Origin of the sequence: uncultured Rummeliibacillus sp. (genome assembly GCF_934216135.1) — a bacterium.
In the GTDB taxonomy this organism is placed as follows: Bacteria; Bacillota; Bacilli; order Bacillales_A; family Planococcaceae; genus Rummeliibacillus.
This window is the reverse complement of record NZ_CAKQBI010000008.1, coordinates 31,394-52,287: the sequence shown is the minus strand read 5'-3', so window position 1 is coordinate 52,287 and position 20,894 is coordinate 31,394. Positions and strand designations below refer to the sequence as shown.

The window sequence follows — 20,894 nt, the reverse complement described above, 5'->3', positions numbered from 1 at the left end:
ACATATGAAAAAAACATTTTTATTATTACTGACAGCAATCACGTTATTGTTAGCAGCTTGTTCATCATCAGATGCTAAAAGTAACGGCAGTAAATCCTCAACGAAAACAATCAATTTAGGCATTCAGCAAGTGCTTTCGCCATTGTGGGTAGCGAAAGAAAAAGGATGGCTAGAAGACGCTTTTGCAGAAGCAGGTGTGAAAATTTCCTGGACAGAATTTCAAAGTGGCCCACCGCAATTTGAAGGAATTGCAGCAGGAAAATTAGATATTACTGAGGTAGGTAATACACCACCTCTTTCAGGTCAAGCAGCAGGCATTGATTTTAAAGAAATCGCTTTATTATCAAACGGTGAAACAAATAATGCTATTTTACTTCCAGAAGGTAGTGATATAAAGTCTGTAAAAGATTTAGAAGGTAAAAAAGTAGCGGTAGCAAAAGGTAGTAGTGCATTCGGTTTGTTATATGCGGCATTTGAAAAAGAAGGCGTTGATCCATCGAAAGTTGATGTTATTCAGCTTCAGCCGGATGAAGCTCAGCCAGCATTTGAAAATAATTCAGTAGATGCATGGGCAACATGGGAGCCGTTTATTTCCTATCAAACTGTTGGAAACAACGCAACAGCATTATTAAAAGGTAAGGATGTTGGCACGTATGGTGCAATGTTTACAATTGCACGCACAGCATTTACAAAGCAAAATCCAGATTTAGTAGCTACTTATTTAGAAGTATATCAAAAGGCAACAAAATGGATGACAGAGAATCCTAAGGAAGCTGTACAATTTTTTGCTGATTTAAAAGGAATCGATCCAGCCACTGTAGAGGAAATATTAAAAAATACACCATATGAATTACAAGTAATTAATGACAAAGTAATTGCTAGTCAACAAAGCGCAGCAGATTTATTTGTCGAGCAAGGCGTTTTTAGTAACAAAATCGATGTAACAAAAGTAGTTGATAATCAATTCGTCGAAAAACTGTTAAAAGGAGCTGAGTAATTTGGTACGTGCACAGGCTATGAATCAACCAGTTGCACGAGAGAAAAAGCACGGAAAAGCATACCAATTTGGGTAAAAGGATTAATTTTGCCACTGTTCATTATCGTCATTTGGCAAATAGTCTCATCCAGTGGCGTTGTTTCTGCTACGGTTCTTCCTAGCCCGCTTCAAATTATAATAACCTTTTATAATTTAATTGTTAGCGGTGTATTATTTAGTCATTTACAAATTAGTATTTATCGTGCAGTAGTCGGCTTTTTACTCGGTGCAAGTATCGCATTAGTTCTAGGTTTTGTTGTTGGCTTTTCAAAGCATTCTGAAAGCTATATTGATCCGACTATGCAAATGCTACGAACAATTCCTAGTTTAGCAGTAACACCATTATTTATATTGTGGTTTGGTTTTGATGAACTGTCAAAAATTTTACTTATTGCGTTTGCTTCATTTTTCCCGGTATATGTCAACACGTATAACGGTATTCGTTCAGTTGATTCGAAGCTGTTTGAAGTGGCACAAGTATTGGAATTTAGCAAATGGAAGCAGTTAACGAGATTAATCTTACCATCTGCACTTAGTCATATTTTAGTAGGGATTCGCCTGTCAATTGGGATTGCATGGCTTAGCCTTGTCGTCGCCGAGCTAATGGGTTCAAGCGCTGGTATTGGCTATATGATTATGGATGCACGGCAATTTTCACAAACAGATAAAGTGTTTGTTGGCATTATTATTTTTGGAGTCGTCGGTAAATTGACTGATTCACTTGTTCGTATATTGGAGAAAAAATTATTAAAATGGCGAACTAACTTTGAAGGTGTCGAATAATAAAGGAGCGATTTTAATGGATATATTCTGGTTTATTCCAACTCATGGTGATGGTAAATATTTAGCAACGAGCAAAGGCGCTCGCGAAACGAATTTCCCGTATGTAAAGCAAATTGCACAGGCAGTCGATGAGCTTGGTTATGAAGGGGTATTAATTCCGACGGGTAAACCTTGTAACGATCCGTGGGTAACAGCCTCAGCACTAGCGTCAGTGACACAAAAATTGAAGTTTTTAATCGCGGTTCGTCCAGGGATTATGAATCCAACTGTTGCGGCACGTATGACTGCTACGTTAGATCAAATTTCGAATGGTCGTTTACTAATCAATGTCGTAGCAGGGGGCGATTCGGTCGAGCTAGCAGGCGATGGTGTATTTGTTTCCCATGATCAACGTTATGAAATAACAGATGAATTTTTAGATATTTGGCGTGCTTTGTTAGCTGGAGAGACAGTCAATTATGAAGGCAAGCATTTAAAAGTTGAAGGTGGAGAAATCATGTTCCCAGGTGTTCAAAAACCACATCCACCTATTTACTTTGGAGGCTCATCCGATGCAGGGATTGAGGTTTCTGCAAAGCATTCGGATGTGTATTTAACGTGGGGAGAGCCACCGCAACAAGTAAAAGAGAAAATTGAGAAAGTACGTGCAGTAGCAGCGAAGCAAGGGCGTGAACTAGAATTTGGGTTGCGCGTGCATGTCATTGTACGTGAAACGAAGGAAGAAGCTTGGCATGCAGCAAATGAGTTAATCAAATATGTCGATGAAGATGCTATTCAAAAAGCACAAGAAGTATTTAGTCGCTATGATTCTATCGGACAAAAGAACATGACCGTGTTAAACAAGGGTGACCGTAATAACCTAGAAATTTATCCGAATTTATGGGCTGGTGTTGGTCTTGTACGAGGTGGTTGTGGTACAGCAATCGTTGGAGATCCGGAAACAGTAGCAGCACTGATTCGTGAATATCAAGCAGTGGGTGTCGATAAGTTCATATTATCGGGTTATCCACATTTAGAGGAAGCGTATCAATTTGCGGAGCTTGTGTTCCCATTACTTGATTACAAGCAAGATAAACAAGCAAGTGGCGCACCAAAAGGTGAAGTTGTAGGTTACCAATATACAGCAGATAAATTAACGAAAATATAATTAAGAGCCAATTCATAAACTACAACTACAGGGGATTGTTGAAACGAGAGCAATCGTGGAATAAGCATAATCTGCTAAATGAGGCTAAGCAATTAGCGAATTAAGGTGGTATCGCTATGAATCGCCCTTAAATATGTAACAGTAGTTACATTTTTAAGGGCTTTTTTATAATCTAGAGACTACAACTAATAAAATGTTTTTAAAAAGGGAGAGATGGAATATGAAACAATCAATATTTGACACAAAAACAATCGTAGCAATTGGGGTGGGAACAGCTTTATTCTTCGTCTTAGCACGCTTTGTCATTATTCCAACAGGGATTCCAAATACAGAAATCCAAACATCCTATGCGTTTTTAGCATTAATTAGTGCAGTTTTTGGTCCGATTGCTGGTTTCTTTGTAGGCTTTATAGGTCATGCATTAAAGGATATTACAGCTTACGGTTCTGCTTGGTGGAGCTGGGTAATTGTTTCTGGATTTGTAGGTCTAGGAATTGGGTTATTTTTCAATAAGTTTAAAGTTGAAGCAGGCGAATTTACGAAAAAGTCGATTATTTCATTTAATATTGTCCAAATCGTTGTTCAGTTAGTTGGTTGGGGATTAGTAGCACCAGTATTAGATATTTTAATTTATTCAGAGCCTGCTAACAAAGTATTTACACAAGGATTAGTAGCAGGACTTTGGAATATTGTAGCAGTCGGTGTTATAGGTACACTTCTACTTATCGCATATGCAAAAACTCGTACTCAAAAAAGTAGTTTAAGCTACGAAGAATAGGTTGGTGATTTCGGTGCAGCCGATCATACAGTTTGAAAATTTTAGTTTTAAATATGATAGTCAGCAAAAGCCGACATTAAAAATATTAATTTATCGATTTATCCAGGTGAAAAGGTCTGCATCGTAGGTCCATCTGGTTCTGGAAAAAGTACATTAGCACATTGTATTAATGGACTTATTCCAGAACGATATAAGGGAGAGGTATCTGGCACTTTATCCATTGCGGGTAAAGTGGCAGATTCGTTTTCTTTATTTGACCGTTCCAAAGTTATTGGTACGGTATTACAAGATACGGATAGTCAGTTTGTAGGTATTACAGTAGCGGAAGATATCGCCTTTGCATTAGAGAATGCCATGGTACCGCAGAATGAAATGAAAGGCAAAGTAATGGATGCAGCTATACAAGTTGGTATTGAGGACCATTTACAGCATCAAATTTTTGAACTGTCTGGTGGGCAAAAGCAGCGTACAGCGATGGCAGGAGTCCTAGTAAATAATATAGAGATTTTACTATTTGATGAGCCCTTAGCGAATTTAGACCCTGCGACAGGAAAAAGTGCTATGACATTAATCGAACAACTTCATCAACAAAATAATAAAACAGTTATTTTAATCGAGCATCGTTTAGAGGACGCATTATCGCAATCGATTGATCGTATTATTTTAATAAATCATGGGGAAATTGTCGCGGACATGAAGCCAACGGAGCTGCTAAAAACAAATTTGTTAGCAGAAAATGATATTCGTGAGCCACTGTACACACGTCTTTTAAAATATGCAAATGTACCGCTACAAGAGATGGATCAATTGGATAAAGTAGAAGAGATACCATTTCAAAATTATCGTAAGCAAATACTCCACTGGTATGAGGCAAATGTACCTGTTACGAATGAAGAAAAAGTACAGGAAGCACCACTTTTAGTTTTGGAAAATCTACAATATACATATCCTGGAACGAAACAAAATATTTTAAAAAATATTAACCTGACATGCCATGCTGGAGAATTTATTAGTATTGTAGGTACAAATGGAGCTGGGAAATCTACGCTAGCTAAATGTATAGGTGGCTTTGAGAAGGTGAAAGATGGCGTGATCCGTATAAATGATGCAGATGTGACAAATGAATCTATTAAATCACGAGCAGAAAAGGTTGGTTATGTTTTACAAAATCCTAATCAAATGTTTTCGCAACTGAAAGTATTTGACGAGGTAGCATTTGGATTGCGCCAGTGTGAGGTTTCTTCTGAAAAAGTGACAGAAATTGTTCATGACACATTAAAAGTGTGCGGTCTCTATCCGTTCCGAAATTGGCCAATTACTGCACTTAGCTATGGACAAAGGCGTCGAGTAGCAATCGCGGCAATTTTAGTATTAAATCCTTCTATTTTAATTTTAGATGAGCCAACAGCTGGACAAGATTATAAGCATGCTAAGGATCTCATGACATTTCTGCAATCATTAACGGCCCGAGGGACAACGGTCATTGTCATTACACATGATATGCATCTAATGACGGAATATACGAATCGTTCGATTGTCATACACGGAGGAGAAGTAATAGCGGATTGTAAACCATCACAAGTACTGACAAATCCGGAGCTCGTTCGCAAGGCTAGTTTAAAAGAATCTTCGTTATACGAAATAGCGTTAGCTGTAGAGCTTGCAGAGCCGTTTGAACTAGTAGAGCGCTTTATCCAATTTGAAAGGAGAGTGGCGCAATATGGCGAATGAGATGTTAGGTTATATTGAGAGAGATTCCTTTATTCACCGTTTGACCGGGGCGACAAAATTAATAGTTTTTATTTTATGGTCTACAGCTACTATGCTTTCGTATGATACGAGGCTACTTGTAGTTTTACTTGTATTTAGTATCATACTTTTTTCTGTTTCGAAAATTAAGCTGAAGGAAATTGCCATAGTTCTTGGTTTCATTTTATTTTTTTTACTTTTGAATAATATTACGATTTTTATATTTGATCCTAATCAAGGGTCTAAAATTTATGGAAGCGAAACGATGCTAATGGGTACATGGTGGCGTTATCATGTGACAGCAGAGCAGTTATTTTATCAGTTTAATATTACTCTAAAATATATTGCTGTTATTCCACCAGCGTTATTGTTCTTACTAACAACACAGCCAAGTGAATTTGCAGCATCATTAAATAAAATTGGTGTCAGCTATCGCTTATCCTATGCGGTTTCTATTGCTTTTCGATATATTCCAGAGGTGCAACGAGATTTTAAAACGATTTCACAAGCACAACAAGCACGTGGAATAGATATTTCTCGTAATGAAAAAATCGTCAAGCGAGTGAAAAATGTAATAGCTATTATTGTGCCACTTATTTTCTCAACACTTGAACGAATCGAAACGATAAGCAATGTGATGGATATGCGTGGTTTTGGCCAACATAAAAAGCGTACGTGGTATGTTGGCAGAAACTTTAAGGTGGCAGACATCATAGCAATCGCTGTTTGTGGTGTGTTAGTTGGTGTAACGCTATGGCTATTTACCGTGAATGATGGACGTTTTTATAATCCATTTCAGTAATAAAATCATGCAAAATTTTGACCTAATCGAATTCGACTTGATGAAGAGCCAATTCCTGTTTGAAAACTTTAAATACCTGTTCGTCGTTAAATAGTTGCTGAAGCATGTAGAATTGTTGTTTCTCTTTTGTATAATTCATCTTTAAATGGTGCTTGCAAATAATTTTCCGACAAATGATAAAACCAAGTGTTTGGTACGTTAATTTGTTTTGGTACTTTTTATGAATTGTTTCTAATTCTTTAAGGCACTCTTTAAACGCGCCATCCTCTATATAAAGTGAAGTTAAATTAAGGCGAAAATAGATTTTTAAATATGTCATATCACGTTCATAGTGATTTGCTTTTAAAAAAAGAACTAGAGGCATTTCTGTTGAAGTTATCACTAACAGAGTAGTTAAGTTAAAAGGGGAATGACGTTTATGATACTGTGGTTTCGACACTTACCCAAAATAAGTATGGATTTGAAAGAATGGTATCCTTTTATAAGAAATAATTGGTTTCGAGAACATTATATGAAGTTTGTTTATGTACTTCAGATCGTGATTGTTCTGATTTCTAATACGAGGTTCGGTTCTTTAAATCCATTGACCCTTATATTAATAGGTATAGTAGTATTCGTCCTTTATGAATTCCTACATATTATAGTTGTATACAAAAAAGGTGATATTAGCTTAACGTTTCGTGGAACATTTTTCTGGCTACATACAGATGCGATTTTATCTAAAACTAGATTTTGGATTTTTATGAGCTTACCCCTCATTGGTTTATCCGTAGTGCCGGCTGTTATTTCGTTCTTTGTATCAGGAAATGTTCAATCCATTCTGCTATTTATAAGTTGGATAAATTTATTGATTGGTTCCTCTGATATGATCAATTCATTTTTAATTTTAATTAAACCGAAGAACTCGATCTTTTACAGAGGGTATTACCGTGTGTGGAAGAGTTAAGTGCTTGAACCGGTTTCGTCATATGGAAAAGGCTTGATTTCATTAAAATCTCTTTTTAAAAGAAAACCGTAAGAGTAAAGATGGGAGAAAAATAAATGGAACTAAAAACACCCTGGTACTTAAAGGAAAAAACATTATATTTTTTCTGTTTTGTTAGTCCACCAATCGGTTATCTTGTTTTATTCTTGAATTTAAAAAAGTTTAAACATACTCAAAAAATTGAGTATTTAACTGTAGCGACTGTTATGATGTCGATTTGGTTGTTGAAATTTTTACCCGAAAAATTAAATAACTATATTTGGGCAATTATTATTACGCTATTAGTCGGTAATGCTATTATCAAATTTTTAAAGAATAAAAATTATAAATAGGATATCCGTAAATACTACAACAAGTGAGATTTATTTGAAGTTATAAATACATACAGCCTCTATATGAGTTTTTTTAGTAATCGTTAGCCTAACAATAAAAAATTAAGATAAACTTAAGATTTTATATGCCTTTTTCTTAAGTTTTATAGGTTATGATAATAATTGTAAAAATTCAGCAGGAGAAATTGAATGAAAAAATTTTTAAATTTAGGCTATTGGATTGTATTATTATTCTATTTGTATCTACTAATCGATACGGTATTTTTTGCACGAGATGCTAGACGAAGCATTAACTTGACTCCCTTTGACATGATTGCAGAGCAAGGCTTTACGTTAAATGTATGGGGAAATATATTGATGTTTATTCCACTAGGAATCTATTTCGCTAACTGGATGAAAAAGTTTCATTTTTGGAAAGTGCTCGGAGCAATCATTGGGACAAGCCTAGGTATTGAAGTACTGCAATATATTTTTAAGCGTGGAGCAAGTGATATCGATGATTTATTGTTAAATACTGCAGGGGGATTAATCGGGATTTTGATCTACCTCGTATTGAAAGTAATTTTTAAATCAAAAGATAGAGTGCGTGTTGCCATTTCAATCATATCAATTGTGGTGGGCTTTCCTGTTATTTTATTAACTATTATTCTTTTTGTTTATAACTAAAAGAGTATTAAGGAAATCATAATTTAGACTATGTCTAATTATGGTTTCTTTTTTAGTGCTGAAAAAATGATTATTTCTGGAACTAAAATAATGTACGACACATAGTATAGGTTAAATACTGTATGACATGTAATAAAAGTACAAGAGAGGTGAGCGTATGAGCAAGTTATTGGATTCATTAACAACAGAGCTGAGGAGAGGGACTCTGACGTTAGCTGTTTTAAGTCAGTTAAGAACGCCTCAATACGGTTATTCACTGGTGCAGTTATTAGAAGAATCAGGAATTTCTATTGAACAGAGTACCCTATATCCGTTACTTCGCCGAATAGAAAAACAGGAGTTGGTTTCAAATAGTTGGGATACATCAGAGAGTAGGCCCCGTAAGTACTATGTTTTGAGTGAATATGGATTGGAAATCCTTTCGCAACTGGAAAAGGAATGGATGAATATCTCGAACGAACTTAATACGCTATTGAGAGGGGATGATGAAGATGAAGTTAATTGACATTTATATTCAAGAAGTTATTCGTAGGCTACCTGAAAAAATGCGTACAGATATTGCACTCGAGTTACGTTCGACGATTGAGGATATGCTACCGAGTAATTATATGGAGGAAGATGTTAAGCACGTATTGAATCAATTAGGGAGCCCCGCAGTATTGGCCAGTGGTTACAAAGACCAACCAATGCATCTTATAGGTCCGCGCTATTTTGATGTATATCTATCGTTATTAAAAATGATTCTACCAATTGCGGCAGTCATATCATTTATTATAATGATAGCCCAGAATGTTATTGGCTACAGCGGAGACGAGGCAATACTAAATGTTGTTTTCACCATTATTGGTAAGGGAATTGGCGTGATCATTGAAGTGGGGATTCAAGTCTTCTTTTTGTTAACTGCTACCTTTGCTATTATAGAAAGATTAGATAAGGACAAAGAACAGCAACCATTAACAGCAAGCTTGGGGAAATGGACAGCAGATGATTTGGAAAATATTGCTTATATCCCGAAGAAAAAGGCCATTTCGAAGTTTGAGGTTTTCGGGAGTTTAATGTGGACAGCAATCTGGGCAACCCTTTATTTTTATGCCAACAAGCTTTTAGGGGTATATAAAGGGGATGGGGAAAGATTGGATTTTGTGATTCCGGCATTAAATCATGACGTTTTACTACAGTATTGGCCTATTGTTGTAATAATCATTGGGTTGGAAATAACTTTTGCTATTTATAAGCTACTCAAAGAACAATGGACAGAAAGAATGGCCATTTGTAATACTGTCCTGCAAATCATTACAACCATTGTCTTCATTATAATTTTGACGAATCCGAATTTAATGAGTGAAGCATTCATTGAGTATATGGCCACTGCATTTACGATTACGAAGGAACAATTTAATATGTGGGGAGTTGGGGGAGGAATTAGCATCTTTATAATTGGTGCAGTAGTTAATGCATATGATGGATTTAAAAAGTCTAAAATCCGTTAGGTAATAAGGATAAGGTGTGTGAAAGTGACTATGAATCTAAGTATAAAATGGAACTAGTTTTGGCTGCACTTTGTACCATATCAGCCCACATTCAATTGCTCTTTCACTTTCCTTTACATTGGACCAGGCATTTATTCATCAGGAAATTTAGGTGAAGTAACAAAAGTTAAAATGTAGTACCTACGTTAGATGAGAGAGCCTTTTTACAAAATGATTTTTTTCCTGCTTTTGGAGTATATTTAGAATAACCCAAAATATACGTACGCGTGGACGGCTGCGTGAGTTGGAAGGGATGAACAATGAGTAAGATTGTTTTATCTACAGAAAGTGTAGCAGATTTACAGAAGGACTTTATTGACAAATATCAAATCCAAATCATACCGATGCATGTCATCATGGATGGAAAAGATTATTTAGAGAGCGAGCTTTCTGTAGAAGAAGTTTATGATTATCATAATCGTACTAAAAAAATCCCAACAACAACATCAACGAATGAACAGGAATATCATAATTTATTTTCAGGAATTCGAGAGAAATTTCCAGATAGCATCATTATACACTTGGGGTATACTTCAAGATCATCGGGGTCTTTTCAAAATGCATTAATGGCAGCGCAAAATTTTGAAAATTTATTTTTAATTGATACGTTAAATGTGACAGGTGGATTAGCTACAATTGTAATGTATGCGGCAAAATTACTTAGGGAAAACCCTACGATTGACCATATCGATTTGATAAACAAGATTGAATCCATTGCTTCTAAAACAAGATTTGCTTTTATTCCGGATAGTTTGGAGTTTTTAAGAGCGGGTGGACGGGTGAGCAATATTGCTTTTATTGGAGGTTCGTTGTTAAAGATAAAGCCCTGCATCGAACTAAAAGAAGGAAAGCTCGTTCCAACTAGAAAATATCGTGGGAATATGAGCAAAGTTGCAGAAAAACTGATCCGAGATTTTTTAGAGCAATACAACATTGACCGACAACAGCTAACTTTAATCTATTCAGTCGGACTTGATGAAAGTATAAAAAGGAATATGGAGAAACTTGCTAAAGAAAATGGCTTTGAAAATGTTGCTTGGATACAAGGTGGCCCAACGATTTCTACGCATTCGGGGCCTGGATGCTTTGGAATTTCAGGTATAGAAATATAAAAGCAGACTGCATAGAAGTGAGATAATGCATTTCTATACCATCTGCTTTTTCTATAATTATATAGATAAAATGATCTAAGTTTGTTACAGTTATCGTGGGATTTTCAATAATCTAAAGGGGAACAATCAGAGCAAGATCCTATACATACAATTACATCTGACTGAGAGATGGAAATACACCATAGAAAGAGGTATAACATAATGACACTACAGCAGTTAAAATATGTAATTGAAGTTTCAAGAAGTCGTTCCATCAGTAAAGCTGCACAAAATTTATTTATTAGCCAGCCAAGTCTTTCAAATGCTCTTAAAGAGTTAGAAAATGAGATTGGCATAATCATTTTTTTAAGAACCAATAAAGGAATTGTTTTGACACCTGAAGGGTCAGAGTTTTTAGGGTATGCACGACAAGTAGTGGAACAAGCTGATCTATTAGAAAATTGCTATTCAAATAAACAATCATTACAACAACACTTCTCTGTATCTGCTCAGCACTATGCGTTTGCGGTAAGTGCATTTGTACTCTTGTTAAAAGAATACAATCGAGATGAATATGAATTCACGTTAAAAGAAACAAAGACCTATGAAATTATTGAAGATGTAAAAAATCTACGAAGTGAAATTGGTATTTTATATGTAAATGATTTCAATAAAAAAGTGATCCATAAATTTCTGAGAGAAGGTAATCTCATATTTCATGAACTTTTTGAAGCAAAGCCACATGTATTTATCAGCTCAAAAAATCCACTCGCAAAACAAGATTTTGTGACATTATCAGATTTAGTTCCTTACCCATATCTTTCCTTTGAACAGGGAGACTATAATTCGTTTTATTTTTCTGAGGAAATTTTAAGTACTATCTCAAGACCTAAAAATATTACCGTTAGTGATCGTGCTACACTCTTTAATTTATTAATCGGACTAAACGGATATACAATTTCTACAGGTGTGATTAGTCATGAATTAAATAGTGACGATATCGTTGCGGTTCCTTTACAGGTAGATGAACGTATAACAGTTGGGTATATTACACATAAAAATGTCAAAACTAGCCCTCTAGCGAATATTTATATTGAGTATTTAAAAGAAGCAATTGCCAAGGAACAAGGTCTGCTATAGTTTAAAACTATAGCTAGAGATACTTTATATGTGTTATCTATTACCAAATGTATCATGCTACAATCTCCTTAAGTTACAAATTAAAGGAGATAGATACGATGACAGTACAAACTATTACAATTCCATTTCGTTATGATCAAGTAGGTAGCTTATTACGCCCAGCCAATTTAATACAAGCACGTGAACAATATAAATCAGGTGCAATTACATATGATGAATTGAAAAAAGTAGAAGATCACGAGATTATCCGCATTATTGAAAAGCAAAAAGAAAATGGCTTATTAGGAGTTACAGATGGTGAATTCCGCAGAAGCTGGTGGCATTTTGACTTTTTAGGCGGCCTTGATGGTGTAGAATATTACGAAAAAGATAAAGGTTTAGATTTTCATAACATGGAGACACGTAAGGAAGGCATTCGTGTTATTGGGAAAATAGATTTTTCAACACATCCATTTATAGAACATTTTAAATTTTTAAAACAACATGCCGGTGAAGCAGTTGTTAAACAAACAATTCCAAGTCCAAATATGCTTGTTCGACGTGTTGATATGAACGAAGAAGTGTATAGCGATATTGAGGAATTTAGAAAAGATACCATTGTAGCTTATCAAAAAGCAATCCAAGCCTTTTATGATGCAGGTTGCCGTTACCTACAATTAGATGACACATCTTGGGCAGATCTATTTTCACAAGAAGGTCATGATAAGTTACGTGCTAAAGGTTTAGATCCGGCTGAAGAATTAAAAGTATTGCAAACGATGATTAACGAATCGATTGCAAACAAACCAGAAGATTTAACCATCACAATGCATATTTGCCGCGGTAACTATAAATCTAATTACTTTACAAGCGGTGGCTATGATTATGCTTCTGAAGTGATTTTTGGTGGTTTAGATGTAGATGGATTATTTTTAGAATTTGATGACGAACGTTCAGGCAGTTTTGAACCATTAAAATATGTAAATCGTAAAGATTTAAAAATCGTACTAGGATTAATAACATCTAAAACAGGTGAATTAGAAGATAAAGAAAAGATTAAAGCACGCATTAAAGAAGCAGTAACTTATGTACCGCTTGAACAACTTTGTCTAAGTCCACAATGTGGCTTTTCATCCACAGAAGAAGGTAATATTTTAACGGAAGAACAACAATGGCGCAAACTTCGCTTTGTTAAAGAAATTGCCGAGGAAGTTTGGGAGTAATGAATTTGGAAAATGTAATTTGTAAGATTAATAAATAGATTGCTAAGCTATCATCTTTAACTGAAGTAAATTTATTTCTTTCAAAAGATGATAGCAAAAATTAAATCATTTATTGAGAAAATAATAAAAAAGCATTTAGGGAACTGAACTGGTCCTTGAATGCTTTTTTTCTTCTTTTATTTAGAGTGAATTTCCTGAACTCTTCCAATTTGTCCATCTGTTAGCCTAACTTTAATACCGTGAGGATGGGTGGCCGATTTGGTAAGGATATCTTTTACAATCCCTCTAGTAAGCTTCCCTGTTCTTTGATCCTTTTTTAAAACAATATCAACAGTCATACTTGGTAAAATGTCTTTCCGATTTTGTCCGTTCATTAGACACCCATTTTTCTGCGGGTATTGCTTGCTTTTTTCGTTTGTTGGCTTTTCATTTTTTTTGTTGAATGGTCGGTATTCGGTTTTCCTTTATAAGCGGAAGCTTGGTTCTTTTTGTTTTCAAGCTGTTGCTTCACTGCATCACGAAGGCTGATTTTCTTTTTTGGTGCCTCAGAATGATTATTCTCGGTCATAGGAATTGTCCCCTTATTAAATATATAGTTAGTCCAGTATATCTATTATAGCTTATATGTGAAAGAATGTATTTAAAATACCGGGGCTGTAATTGAGAAAAATCCAATCTGTTGGGTTGTGTATTATGTGTAGTGTCCTTGATAACCTCAAAGTACGAAAGAAGAATTTTAGTTTATAAAGGTGTGAAAAGATAAGATTATGATGTATTCCATGCAAAGTAACAGAACACCTTTTCCTCTCAATATTGCCTTTTATATTTAACCAATATAATTAATTATGATAGGAACTGATATTAATAGAAATGAAATCGATAAAATTGACCATGTTATCTTAGGAGGCATCTTTTTTGCTCCTTTAGTATAAAAACCAGTAAATTGTAACTTGTTCGTATAAATAACATAGACAACCAGCAAAATAGCAAAAGTAAGTATATAAAGATAATTTTCCGTTTCGATACCTATTGTTTCATATAGTGTTCTTAACAGAAAATATAGAATAGCTGTTAAGAAAAACAACAAAATGAGCACTCGTACAAACTCAAATAAAATTCCTACTTTACGCATTTCAAACCGCCTCCTAAAAAACCCTTTAAATTTCAATTATTATAACTATTTCAAATATATAAAGTCAATTGTTTTTTGAAATATGCCATCCTTATCCCAACTTTCCTAAAAGAGTGTTTTTGGGGTCATTATTTTATTATTAAATTTAAATAATTATGGTTACAATTTAGTTTGAAGTAATTAAAGAAAGAGGGTGATCCAATGCCTAATACAAATAAACCCAATAGACTCATTGCGGAGACTTCGCCTTACCTATTGCAACATGCATACAATCCTGTGAATTGGTATGCATGGGGGGAAGAAGCCTTTTCTAAAGCAAGAGAAGAAGATAAACCCGTACTTGTCAGCATTGGATATTCGACTTGTCATTGGTGTCATGTCATGGCTCATGAATCGTTTGAAGATAAGGAAGTAGCGGCATTATTAAATGAATATTTTGTATGCGTTAAGGTGGATAGGGAAGAGAGACCTGATATTGATTCGATTTATATGAATGTGTGTCAGATGATGACGGGGTCTGGGGGATGGCCTTTGAATGTCTTTTTGACACCCGATCAGAAGCCGTTTTATGCGGGGACTTATTTTGCGAAGCATAGTAAGTATGGCAGACCTGGCTTGATGGAGATTATCCCGAATTTAGCAAAGGTTTATCATGAAGATCCGGGGCAAATTGCAACAGTTGTGGACAATGTTGTGACAGCATTACATGATATGGCACAGCAAGAGAGTTCACCTATACCATCAATGCGAACGAAGGAAGCATTTCAAAATTTGCAGTCCAATTTTGACGGTATTTATGGAGGCTTTGGAACAGCACCTAAATTTCCAACTGCGGGGCAAATTTTATATTTACTGCGCTATTATCGTTCAACGGGAAAAGAAAGTGCGTTACGGATGGCAACAAAAACATTAGAGCAAATGCATCTTGGAGGGATTTACGACCATATCGGCTTCGGTTTTGCACGATATTCTACCGATCAAATGTGGCTCGTTCCGCATTTTGAGAAGATGCTCTATGACCAAGCACTTTTATTGCATTGTTATACAGAAGCCTATCAAATTACGAAAGATGATTCCTTTAAGCAAGTAGTGTTTGAAACGATGACATTTTTACAACGAGAAATGCAAAGTCCAGAAGGTGGATTTTATAGTGCGATTGATGCAGATAGTGAAGGTGTAGAGGGAAAATACTATATTTGGTCATACGATGAAATCATTGAGATCCTTGGAAAAGAAAAAGGGACTAAATATGCTCAAACTTTTAATATTAGTCCGCATGGTAATTTTGAAGAGAAAAATATTCCGAATCTAATTAAAACGGAAAAAATGCTCCTTTCTCAAGAAGAACTGGAACAATGTCGTAAATCACTCTTAGACTATCGAGAAAAAAGAGTCTATCCACATGTAGATGATAAAATCCTCACTTCTTGGAATGCGTTATTAATCAGTGCATTGGCAAAAGCAGGGGCTGTATTTGAAGATAAAACATTTCTCGACCTTGCGAAATCAGTGGATGATTTTTTGCAAACGCATCTTGTACGGGATGGAAAGTTGCTAGTTAGTTATCGAGATGGAAAAGCAAAACAGTCTGCTTTTATCGATGATTATGCGAATTATTTATGGGCATTAAATGAGCTTTACTTAGCAACGGGTGATTCAGTTTACTTAAATCGTGCAGAAAAATTGGTTCAAGAGACGCTTTCACAATTCCATGATCAAGGAAATGGTGGCTTTTACATTACGAACCATGCAGCTGAAATATTAATCGTTCGAGAAAAGACGGCTATAGATAATGCTTATCCTGCAGGGAATAGCACCATTGCTATGCAACTTTGGCGACTTGGAAAACTCACTGAAAAGGAAGAATATATCAAACTAGCTGACGAAGTTCTTAACGCATTTTCCGCAGATATTAATCGATTTCCTTCCGCAACCTTGTGGCTATTGCAACTCATGTTGACACATCAATCACCATCAAGTGAAATTCATCTAACAAACCCAACAGATGAAATCCGTACGGAACTCTTCTCACAATATCGTCCTTTTGATGTTTGGCACCTTAAACAACAGGGCGACTTTGAATTACAAGTATGTCAAAATTACAGTTGTCAATTAGCCATTAAAGATCCAACAAAAGCTTTAGAAGTATTGAAAAATAAATAAAGAATGGGGACTTGCAAGTATGCAGAGTCCCTTTTTTTATGAAAATAAACTCCACACAGCTACGAAGAAAGCTCCTTATTAATCACATAACAAATTATGAAAGATCAAATGACCAAATACATACATAAAATAGAAGGATATAATAAGCTCTAAATTGAATTTATACTAAACCTTCATCAACAGCCCCTCACTTAAATTGGGGCTTTTCGCCAGAAAGAAGAGGATAGTTAAAAATAATTCCGGTAGGAGAAAGAGAAATTAGAAAAATGCATAGAAAAAGATTTCCATGGAAAAAGCTGCTACTGATTTTTACGATTCCGCTTTTAACTTTAGCATTGTTCATGGCTGTTTACGCAATTAAAGAAAACAAAAAAACACCGACAAAAGAGAAGACAGTGATAACTTATCATCCAACCGATAAAAAAACAGCCGATTTGGGAGATGAGCAGATTTCAAAACTTGTTGAGGAAACTTTTTCATTATCTAAGGTAGGGAAGGTTCCGAACATTCCTTTTGTTTCAGGTAAAACAGCATGGCAGGAAGTAAATAAAAAGTGGGGAAAGTCAGATTCTGTAACAGAGGCTGCTAAAGGTAGGTATGAAGGGTACGAAAGTCATCAATCTACAATTGGCTATGCCGGTAAGACTGTGAATGATTTACGATCTTATGATTCCGAACTACAAAAGATATCCTTAAATGATATTAAGAAAGTTGGAGGAGAGCCAGATGCCATTCGATATTATAAGGACAAAACGCATAATCAAATGATCCTTGTCTACCATGCATCTACTTCAACTGAATTATTATGGGTATTGTCTAATACAACAGAGCAGGAACCAAATCCTAAAGTTGACCATATCTCACTCTATACGAAAATAGATCAACAAGCACATGTTGGAAAACAGCCAGAAGTTACACTCCCTTCAGAGGTGGTTTCTAAAATGAGTTTAGAAGAAAAAATTGGGCAAATGATTCTTGCTGGGATTTCTGGAACCACGATGGATGCTAACACCAAAAAATTAGTAAACCAATTCCATATTGGGGGCATTATTTTTTACAAAAATAATTTCAACACCCCTGCACAAACCATTCAACTTGTAAATCAATTGAAAACTGAAAACAGTTCGCGTATACCGCTATTTTTAAGTACTGACCAAGAGGGTGGACGTGTAACAAGATTGCCCGGAGGACTTACTAATTTTCCTACTAATGAACAGATTGGAAAGGTAAATAATCGTGAGTTTTCTTATAAAATCGGAACACTTTTAGGCCGAGAATTAAAAGAATTCGGCTTAAATCTCGATTTTGCACCTGTTCTTGATATTAATAGTAATCCGAATAACCCTGTTATCGGAGATCGCTCATTTGGAAACAATCTTGAAATCGTAAGTGAACTTGGGATTCAAACGATGAAAGGGATTCAGTCGCAAAACGTTATCCCGACAATTAAGCACTTTCCTGGACATGGAGATACATCAGTTGATTCTCATCTAGATCTCCCAATTGTAAATAAAAGCTTGAAGGAACTGAAAGAACTTGAGTTAATCCCATTTGAACGTGCGATAGATGATGGAGCAGATGTTGTGATGGTCGCTCATATTTTATTGCCTAAATTGGATAAAACAAATCCGGCGTCTATGTCAAAAGCAATCATGACAGATTTACTTAGAAATAAACTTAGTTTCAATGGAGTCATCATAACGGACGATATGACGATGGGAGCCATTACCGAACATTTTGATATAGGCAAAGCGGCGGTGGAATCCGTTAAGGCAGGAAGCGATATTATTTTAGTAGGCCACAATTATGATAATGTCGTGAAAATTATCGCCTCTTTAAAAAGGGCTGTTCAAAATGGAGAAATTTCCGAACAAAGGTTAAATGAAAGTGCAGATAGAATTATCCAACTAAAAAGGAAATATAACATTAACGACAAAAAGGTAAAAAATCCGAACATAAATGAAATAAACAACTCTATTAATAGCCTTTTGAAAAATTATTTGCATTAATATGTACAGTCAACGTTGGCGGGTAAGCGTGGGTTGAAAATGATCTTACTCGTCAACATTTATATTATTTATTATTTGGTTCACCTTTTTACTTTATTGGTATTTTAACTAATTAGTATTATTTAAGTTTCTTTAACCATCCATCGTTCCACTGGAAGAATATTTCGTCTGAAGTCAACTCGAAAACTGATTTAGGATATGGTAATGCAAGTTCAGGCATTTCATTAAAGTTGAAATAGCGTAATTCAAAAGTTTCATCGTCTATAGGGTTTAGTTCACCACTTTGAACTTCACATTCAAATAAGAACACATTGTACTCAACTTTATGACCATTTGGATACTGATAACGAAATTCCTTTCCACCAAATACTCCTAATAATTTTTTGGGAGTAACACAAAGACCAGTTTCTTCCCAAACTTCTCGAATTAGAGCTTCTGCAGGTGCTTCTCCCAGTTCAATTGCCCCAGCAGGCAGACTCCATTTTTCTTCGTTCCCTTTGTTCTGAAATAAAATTTCTCCAAATTCATTTCGAATTATTCCTGCTACACACGGCATAAAAATTAAGTCTGAACCAAGTTTATCTCTTAACTTTTCATAGTAGTCTGACATAGCCATTTCTCTTTCATCCTCTCACTAAAATTTAGCATGTGGTTTTTAAGTATTTAAAGTTGGTTTGTCTTCTTATGAAAACAATCTTCACAGATGAAACGACCTTCATTTTTTAGATAGGCTTTAATTTCCGTCATTCCTTTATGCTTTGGATAACGCATTTTCACGAAAACAACCTCATTATCCTCAATTTCTTTACTACAAACAGAACATTTAGGTTTTTCTCCAAACAATTTTAATTCCCCATTCCTTTTAGACTTTATATATGAATTTTTATTCTATATTTAGTAAGCGCTTATCTCGATGTTTAAGCCTATAATCAATTATTTATATAAAAGTTCTATAACTACTTCAAATAGACCTGCCAAGATTTATCCTTATATTTCGATTAGTTTGATACAAACTGGGAAACATAAAGAAAACGGAAAAAGGGGAACTATTATGAAATCGAACTTACATATGCGGGAAATAAAGCAAACAGAGATTAAACAATCGATTGAGTTACTTAACTATGTTTTTCAAATGAATTTATCCATCAACAAAGATCGTCTCTTTGTGTCAGCTAAATCCACACAGTTTGATGAAGGGGTTGCGCTTGGTTGGTTTGACGGGGATCATTTGGTTGCGCAAATATTAAATCTGCCATTTGAAGTCAATATTCATAATCGTGTTTACAAGATGGGTGGAATCACAGCTGTTGGAACATATCCTGAATATTCTCGCCACGGTTTAATGCATAAATTAATATACGCAAGTCTAAAGCAAATGAAAAAAGACGGCTATACGATTTCTTATTTATTTCCATATTCAATTCCGTATTATCGAAAAAAAGGTTTTGAAATTATGAGTGATATTGTAGAATATCAAATTCGAGATACCCAAATTCCTCATTATGATAATATTCCCGGACAAGTGCGTCGTGCATCTACAACCGATGAAGATGTGAAAAATGTGTATCATCAATTTGCGATGCGTACACATGGTGCGATGATTCGAAATGAAATTTCATGGAACGAAAAGTATCAGGAAGATTACTGGGAGGAAAAGTTTATCGACAGTGATGCCAATTTACAGGCTGCTGTTTATTATGATGAAGAGGGAAACGCGCTTGGCTATATGTTCTATCGAATCATGGAAGAAAATTTCTATATCGATGAACTCATCACTTTAAAAGAAGTAGCTCGAAAAGCCCTTTGGAATTTTATCTATGCTCATCAATCCATGGTCTATAAAGTATTTGGTAAAACAACCGGTAACGAGGCAGTCGCATTTCTGATGCAAGATAGCGAGATCAAACAAAGTCTGTCCCCTTATTTTATGGCTCGGATTGTTGATCTAATCGGTTTTGTGAAGCAATTTCCTTTTGCAGAAAACGAATTCCATATGCGCTGGGCTATTAGTGACCCATTAGCCGAATGGAATCAAGGTACTTTTGAAATCTACTCCGATGAAAAAGGTCTAAAAGTACAGAAAATTTCTGATGAATTAATAGAAGATGCTGTTCAAATGACCGTCCAAACCTTAATAACAATGCTGCTCGGTTATTTAAGACCAATTTATTTATATAAAATAGAAAGAATAAAAGGAGATCCCTCCTCCATCCTCTTATTAGAAAGAATCATTCCCACAGGCGTCCCAACATTTGTAGATTATTTTTAGAATACCGATAGTTGTTTCTAAATTGGAGAGCGAGTTGTGCAAAAAGGGATTCCGAGTTGTGCAAAAGGAGTAGCGAGTTGT

General features: G+C 35.2%; 22 protein-coding genes and 1 pseudogene. 17 read left to right on the top strand and 6 right to left on the bottom strand.

Annotated features, from left to right (window positions below):
- The first annotated feature begins 4 nt into the window (after positions 1-4).
- The 6 genes and pseudogenes from Q0977_RS07255 to Q0977_RS07230 all read left to right on the top strand — a co-directional run bounded on the left by Q0977_RS07255 (position 5) and on the right by Q0977_RS07230 (position 6,295).
- Positions 5-997, top strand: coding sequence for an aliphatic sulfonate ABC transporter substrate-binding protein (locus Q0977_RS07255; RefSeq protein ID WP_299512066.1), 993 nt, complete (start codon positions 5-7; stop codon positions 995-997).
- Positions 998-1,066: 69 nt separating this feature from the next.
- Positions 1,067-1,819, top strand: a pseudogene (locus Q0977_RS07250) (ABC transporter permease); the annotation flags it as partial.
- A 16-nt stretch (positions 1,820-1,835) separates the two neighbouring features.
- Positions 1,836-2,966, top strand: coding sequence for an FMNH2-dependent alkanesulfonate monooxygenase (ssuD, locus tag Q0977_RS07245; RefSeq protein ID WP_299512063.1), 1,131 nt, complete (start codon positions 1,836-1,838; stop codon positions 2,964-2,966).
- 220 nt (positions 2,967-3,186) lie between these two features.
- Positions 3,187-3,744 (top strand): ECF-type riboflavin transporter substrate-binding protein, encoded by a 558-nt coding sequence (locus tag Q0977_RS07240; protein ID WP_299512060.1) that lies wholly within the window; start codon positions 3,187-3,189, stop codon positions 3,742-3,744.
- Between the two features lie 75 nt (positions 3,745-3,819).
- Positions 3,820-5,475: an ABC transporter ATP-binding protein gene (locus Q0977_RS07235; protein ID WP_367269454.1), complete on the top strand. Its 1,656-nt coding sequence runs from the start codon at positions 3,820-3,822 to the stop codon at positions 5,473-5,475.
- Positions 5,465-6,295, top strand: coding sequence for an energy-coupling factor transporter transmembrane protein EcfT (locus Q0977_RS07230; protein ID WP_299512057.1), 831 nt, complete (start codon positions 5,465-5,467; stop codon positions 6,293-6,295). Before Q0977_RS07235 ends, Q0977_RS07230 begins: the two co-directional genes overlap by 11 nt.
- Positions 6,296-6,317: 22 nt before the next feature.
- Here the strand turns inward: Q0977_RS07230 and Q0977_RS07225 are convergent, their stop codons facing one another.
- Positions 6,318-6,734 (bottom strand): hypothetical protein, encoded by a 417-nt coding sequence (locus Q0977_RS07225; protein ID WP_299512260.1) that lies wholly within the window; start codon positions 6,732-6,734, stop codon positions 6,318-6,320.
- On the opposite strand from Q0977_RS07225, the gene Q0977_RS07220 reads away from it, so the two are divergent.
- The 8 genes from Q0977_RS07220 (at position 6,705) to Q0977_RS07185 (ending at position 13,240) form a co-directional block, all read left to right on the top strand.
- Positions 6,705-7,241 carry a DUF3267 domain-containing protein gene (locus Q0977_RS07220; RefSeq protein WP_299512054.1) on the top strand — a complete coding sequence of 179 codons (537 nt, stop codon included), beginning with the start codon at positions 6,705-6,707 and terminating at the stop codon, positions 7,239-7,241. The genes Q0977_RS07225 and Q0977_RS07220 overlap by 30 nt on opposite strands.
- A 95-nt stretch (positions 7,242-7,336) precedes the next feature.
- Positions 7,337-7,612, top strand: coding sequence for a hypothetical protein (locus Q0977_RS07215; RefSeq protein WP_299512052.1), 276 nt, complete (start codon positions 7,337-7,339; stop codon positions 7,610-7,612).
- A 189-nt stretch (positions 7,613-7,801) separates the two neighbouring features.
- Positions 7,802-8,278, top strand: coding sequence for a VanZ family protein (locus tag Q0977_RS07210; RefSeq protein WP_299512049.1), 477 nt, complete (start codon positions 7,802-7,804; stop codon positions 8,276-8,278).
- Between the two features lie 157 nt (positions 8,279-8,435).
- Positions 8,436-8,783 carry a PadR family transcriptional regulator gene (locus tag Q0977_RS07205; RefSeq protein ID WP_299512047.1) on the top strand — a complete coding sequence of 116 codons (348 nt, stop codon included), beginning with the start codon at positions 8,436-8,438 and terminating at the stop codon, positions 8,781-8,783.
- Positions 8,770-9,768: an HAAS signaling domain-containing protein gene (locus tag Q0977_RS07200; protein ID WP_299512044.1), complete on the top strand. Its 999-nt coding sequence runs from the start codon at positions 8,770-8,772 to the stop codon at positions 9,766-9,768. The genes Q0977_RS07205 and Q0977_RS07200 overlap by 14 nt, the downstream gene beginning before the upstream one ends.
- A gap of 299 nt (positions 9,769-10,067) precedes the next feature.
- Entirely contained in the window at positions 10,068-10,919 is an 852-nt protein-coding gene (locus Q0977_RS07195) for a DegV family protein (RefSeq protein WP_299512043.1), read from the top strand.
- A gap of 201 nt (positions 10,920-11,120) precedes the next feature.
- Positions 11,121-12,038: a LysR family transcriptional regulator gene (locus Q0977_RS07190; protein ID WP_299512040.1), complete on the top strand. Its 918-nt coding sequence runs from the start codon at positions 11,121-11,123 to the stop codon at positions 12,036-12,038.
- 98 nt (positions 12,039-12,136) lie between these two features.
- Positions 12,137-13,240 (top strand): 5-methyltetrahydropteroyltriglutamate--homocysteine S-methyltransferase, encoded by a 1,104-nt coding sequence (locus tag Q0977_RS07185; RefSeq protein ID WP_299512038.1) that lies wholly within the window; start codon positions 12,137-12,139, stop codon positions 13,238-13,240.
- Positions 13,241-13,416: 176 nt separating this feature from the next.
- Here the strand turns inward: Q0977_RS07185 and Q0977_RS07180 are convergent, their stop codons facing one another.
- The 3 genes from Q0977_RS07180 to Q0977_RS07170 all read right to left on the bottom strand — a co-directional run bounded on the left by Q0977_RS07180 (position 13,417) and on the right by Q0977_RS07170 (position 14,372).
- Positions 13,417-13,614 (bottom strand): YwbE family protein, encoded by a 198-nt coding sequence (locus tag Q0977_RS07180; protein ID WP_124218303.1) that lies wholly within the window; start codon positions 13,612-13,614, stop codon positions 13,417-13,419.
- On the bottom strand, positions 13,614-13,808 hold the full coding sequence (locus tag Q0977_RS07175) for a hypothetical protein (RefSeq protein WP_119415129.1): 195 nt from the start codon (positions 13,806-13,808) through the stop codon (positions 13,614-13,616). Before Q0977_RS07175 ends, Q0977_RS07180 begins: the two co-directional genes overlap by 1 nt.
- Before the next feature lie 258 nt (positions 13,809-14,066).
- A complete protein-coding gene (locus tag Q0977_RS07170) occupies positions 14,067-14,372 on the bottom strand; it encodes a hypothetical protein (RefSeq protein WP_299512031.1) in 306 nt (101 codons plus the stop codon).
- Between the two features lie 201 nt (positions 14,373-14,573).
- Here Q0977_RS07170 and Q0977_RS07165 point away from each other — a divergent pair, with 201 nt between their 5' ends.
- Together Q0977_RS07165 and nagZ are read left to right on the top strand one after the other, a co-directional pair.
- On the top strand, positions 14,574-16,535 hold the full coding sequence (locus Q0977_RS07165; protein WP_299512028.1) for a thioredoxin domain-containing protein: 1,962 nt from the start codon (positions 14,574-14,576) through the stop codon (positions 16,533-16,535).
- A gap of 266 nt (positions 16,536-16,801) precedes the next feature.
- Positions 16,802-18,544: a beta-N-acetylhexosaminidase gene (gene nagZ / locus Q0977_RS07160; protein ID WP_299512025.1), complete on the top strand. Its 1,743-nt coding sequence runs from the start codon at positions 16,802-16,804 to the stop codon at positions 18,542-18,544.
- A 118-nt stretch (positions 18,545-18,662) separates the two neighbouring features.
- Here nagZ and Q0977_RS07155 read toward each other — a convergent pair whose 3' ends face one another.
- Positions 18,663-19,160 (bottom strand): NUDIX domain-containing protein, encoded by a 498-nt coding sequence (locus Q0977_RS07155; protein ID WP_119415125.1) that lies wholly within the window; start codon positions 19,158-19,160, stop codon positions 18,663-18,665.
- Between the two features lie 47 nt (positions 19,161-19,207).
- The gene (locus Q0977_RS07150) at positions 19,208-19,387 is read right to left on the bottom strand and encodes a Fe3+ hydroxamate ABC transporter substrate-binding protein (RefSeq protein WP_119415124.1); all 180 of its coding nucleotides are present in this window, start codon (positions 19,385-19,387) and stop codon (positions 19,208-19,210) included.
- 208 nt (positions 19,388-19,595) lie between these two features.
- Between Q0977_RS07150 and eis the strand changes: the two genes are divergently transcribed.
- Positions 19,596-20,813, top strand: a complete 1,218-nt coding sequence (gene eis, locus Q0977_RS07145) for an enhanced intracellular survival protein Eis (RefSeq protein WP_299512016.1) — start codon at positions 19,596-19,598, stop codon at positions 20,811-20,813.
- Positions 20,814-20,894: the final 81 nt, after the last annotated feature.

What these genes read in the sequence shown, in the direction of transcription:
- Q0977_RS07180 (WP_124218303.1), bottom strand. Translation starts at nt 13,614, where the DNA reads ATGAACGGACAAAATCGGAAAGACATTTTACCAAGTATGACTGTTGAT.
- Q0977_RS07215 (WP_299512052.1), top strand. Translation starts at nt 7,337, where the DNA reads ATGGAACTAAAAACACCCTGGTACTTAAAGGAAAAAACATTATATTTT.
- Q0977_RS07210 (WP_299512049.1), top strand. Translation starts at nt 7,802, where the DNA reads ATGAAAAAATTTTTAAATTTAGGCTATTGGATTGTATTATTATTCTAT.
- Q0977_RS07255 (WP_299512066.1), top strand. Translation starts at nt 5, where the DNA reads ATGAAAAAAACATTTTTATTATTACTGACAGCAATCACGTTATTGTTA.
- Q0977_RS07240 (WP_299512060.1), top strand. Translation starts at nt 3,187, where the DNA reads ATGAAACAATCAATATTTGACACAAAAACAATCGTAGCAATTGGGGTG.
- Q0977_RS07195 (WP_299512043.1), top strand. Translation starts at nt 10,068, where the DNA reads ATGAGTAAGATTGTTTTATCTACAGAAAGTGTAGCAGATTTACAGAAG.
- Q0977_RS07205 (WP_299512047.1), top strand. Translation starts at nt 8,436, where the DNA reads ATGAGCAAGTTATTGGATTCATTAACAACAGAGCTGAGGAGAGGGACT.
- Q0977_RS07165 (WP_299512028.1), top strand. Translation starts at nt 14,574, where the DNA reads ATGCCTAATACAAATAAACCCAATAGACTCATTGCGGAGACTTCGCCT.
- ssuD (WP_299512063.1), top strand. Translation starts at nt 1,836, where the DNA reads ATGGATATATTCTGGTTTATTCCAACTCATGGTGATGGTAAATATTTA.
- Q0977_RS07175 (WP_119415129.1), bottom strand. Translation starts at nt 13,808, where the DNA reads ATGACCGAGAATAATCATTCTGAGGCACCAAAAAAGAAAATCAGCCTT.
- nagZ (WP_299512025.1), top strand. Translation starts at nt 16,802, where the DNA reads ATGCATAGAAAAAGATTTCCATGGAAAAAGCTGCTACTGATTTTTACG.
- Q0977_RS07170 (WP_299512031.1), bottom strand. Translation starts at nt 14,372, where the DNA reads ATGCGTAAAGTAGGAATTTTATTTGAGTTTGTACGAGTGCTCATTTTG.
- Q0977_RS07220 (WP_299512054.1), top strand. Translation starts at nt 6,705, where the DNA reads ATGACGTTTATGATACTGTGGTTTCGACACTTACCCAAAATAAGTATG.
- Q0977_RS07155 (WP_119415125.1), bottom strand. Translation starts at nt 19,160, where the DNA reads ATGGCTATGTCAGACTACTATGAAAAGTTAAGAGATAAACTTGGTTCA.
- Q0977_RS07190 (WP_299512040.1), top strand. Translation starts at nt 11,121, where the DNA reads ATGACACTACAGCAGTTAAAATATGTAATTGAAGTTTCAAGAAGTCGT.
- Q0977_RS07200 (WP_299512044.1), top strand. Translation starts at nt 8,770, where the DNA reads ATGAAGTTAATTGACATTTATATTCAAGAAGTTATTCGTAGGCTACCT.
- Q0977_RS07185 (WP_299512038.1), top strand. Translation starts at nt 12,137, where the DNA reads ATGACAGTACAAACTATTACAATTCCATTTCGTTATGATCAAGTAGGT.
- Q0977_RS07230 (WP_299512057.1), top strand. Translation starts at nt 5,465, where the DNA reads ATGGCGAATGAGATGTTAGGTTATATTGAGAGAGATTCCTTTATTCAC.
- eis (WP_299512016.1), top strand. Translation starts at nt 19,596, where the DNA reads ATGAAATCGAACTTACATATGCGGGAAATAAAGCAAACAGAGATTAAA.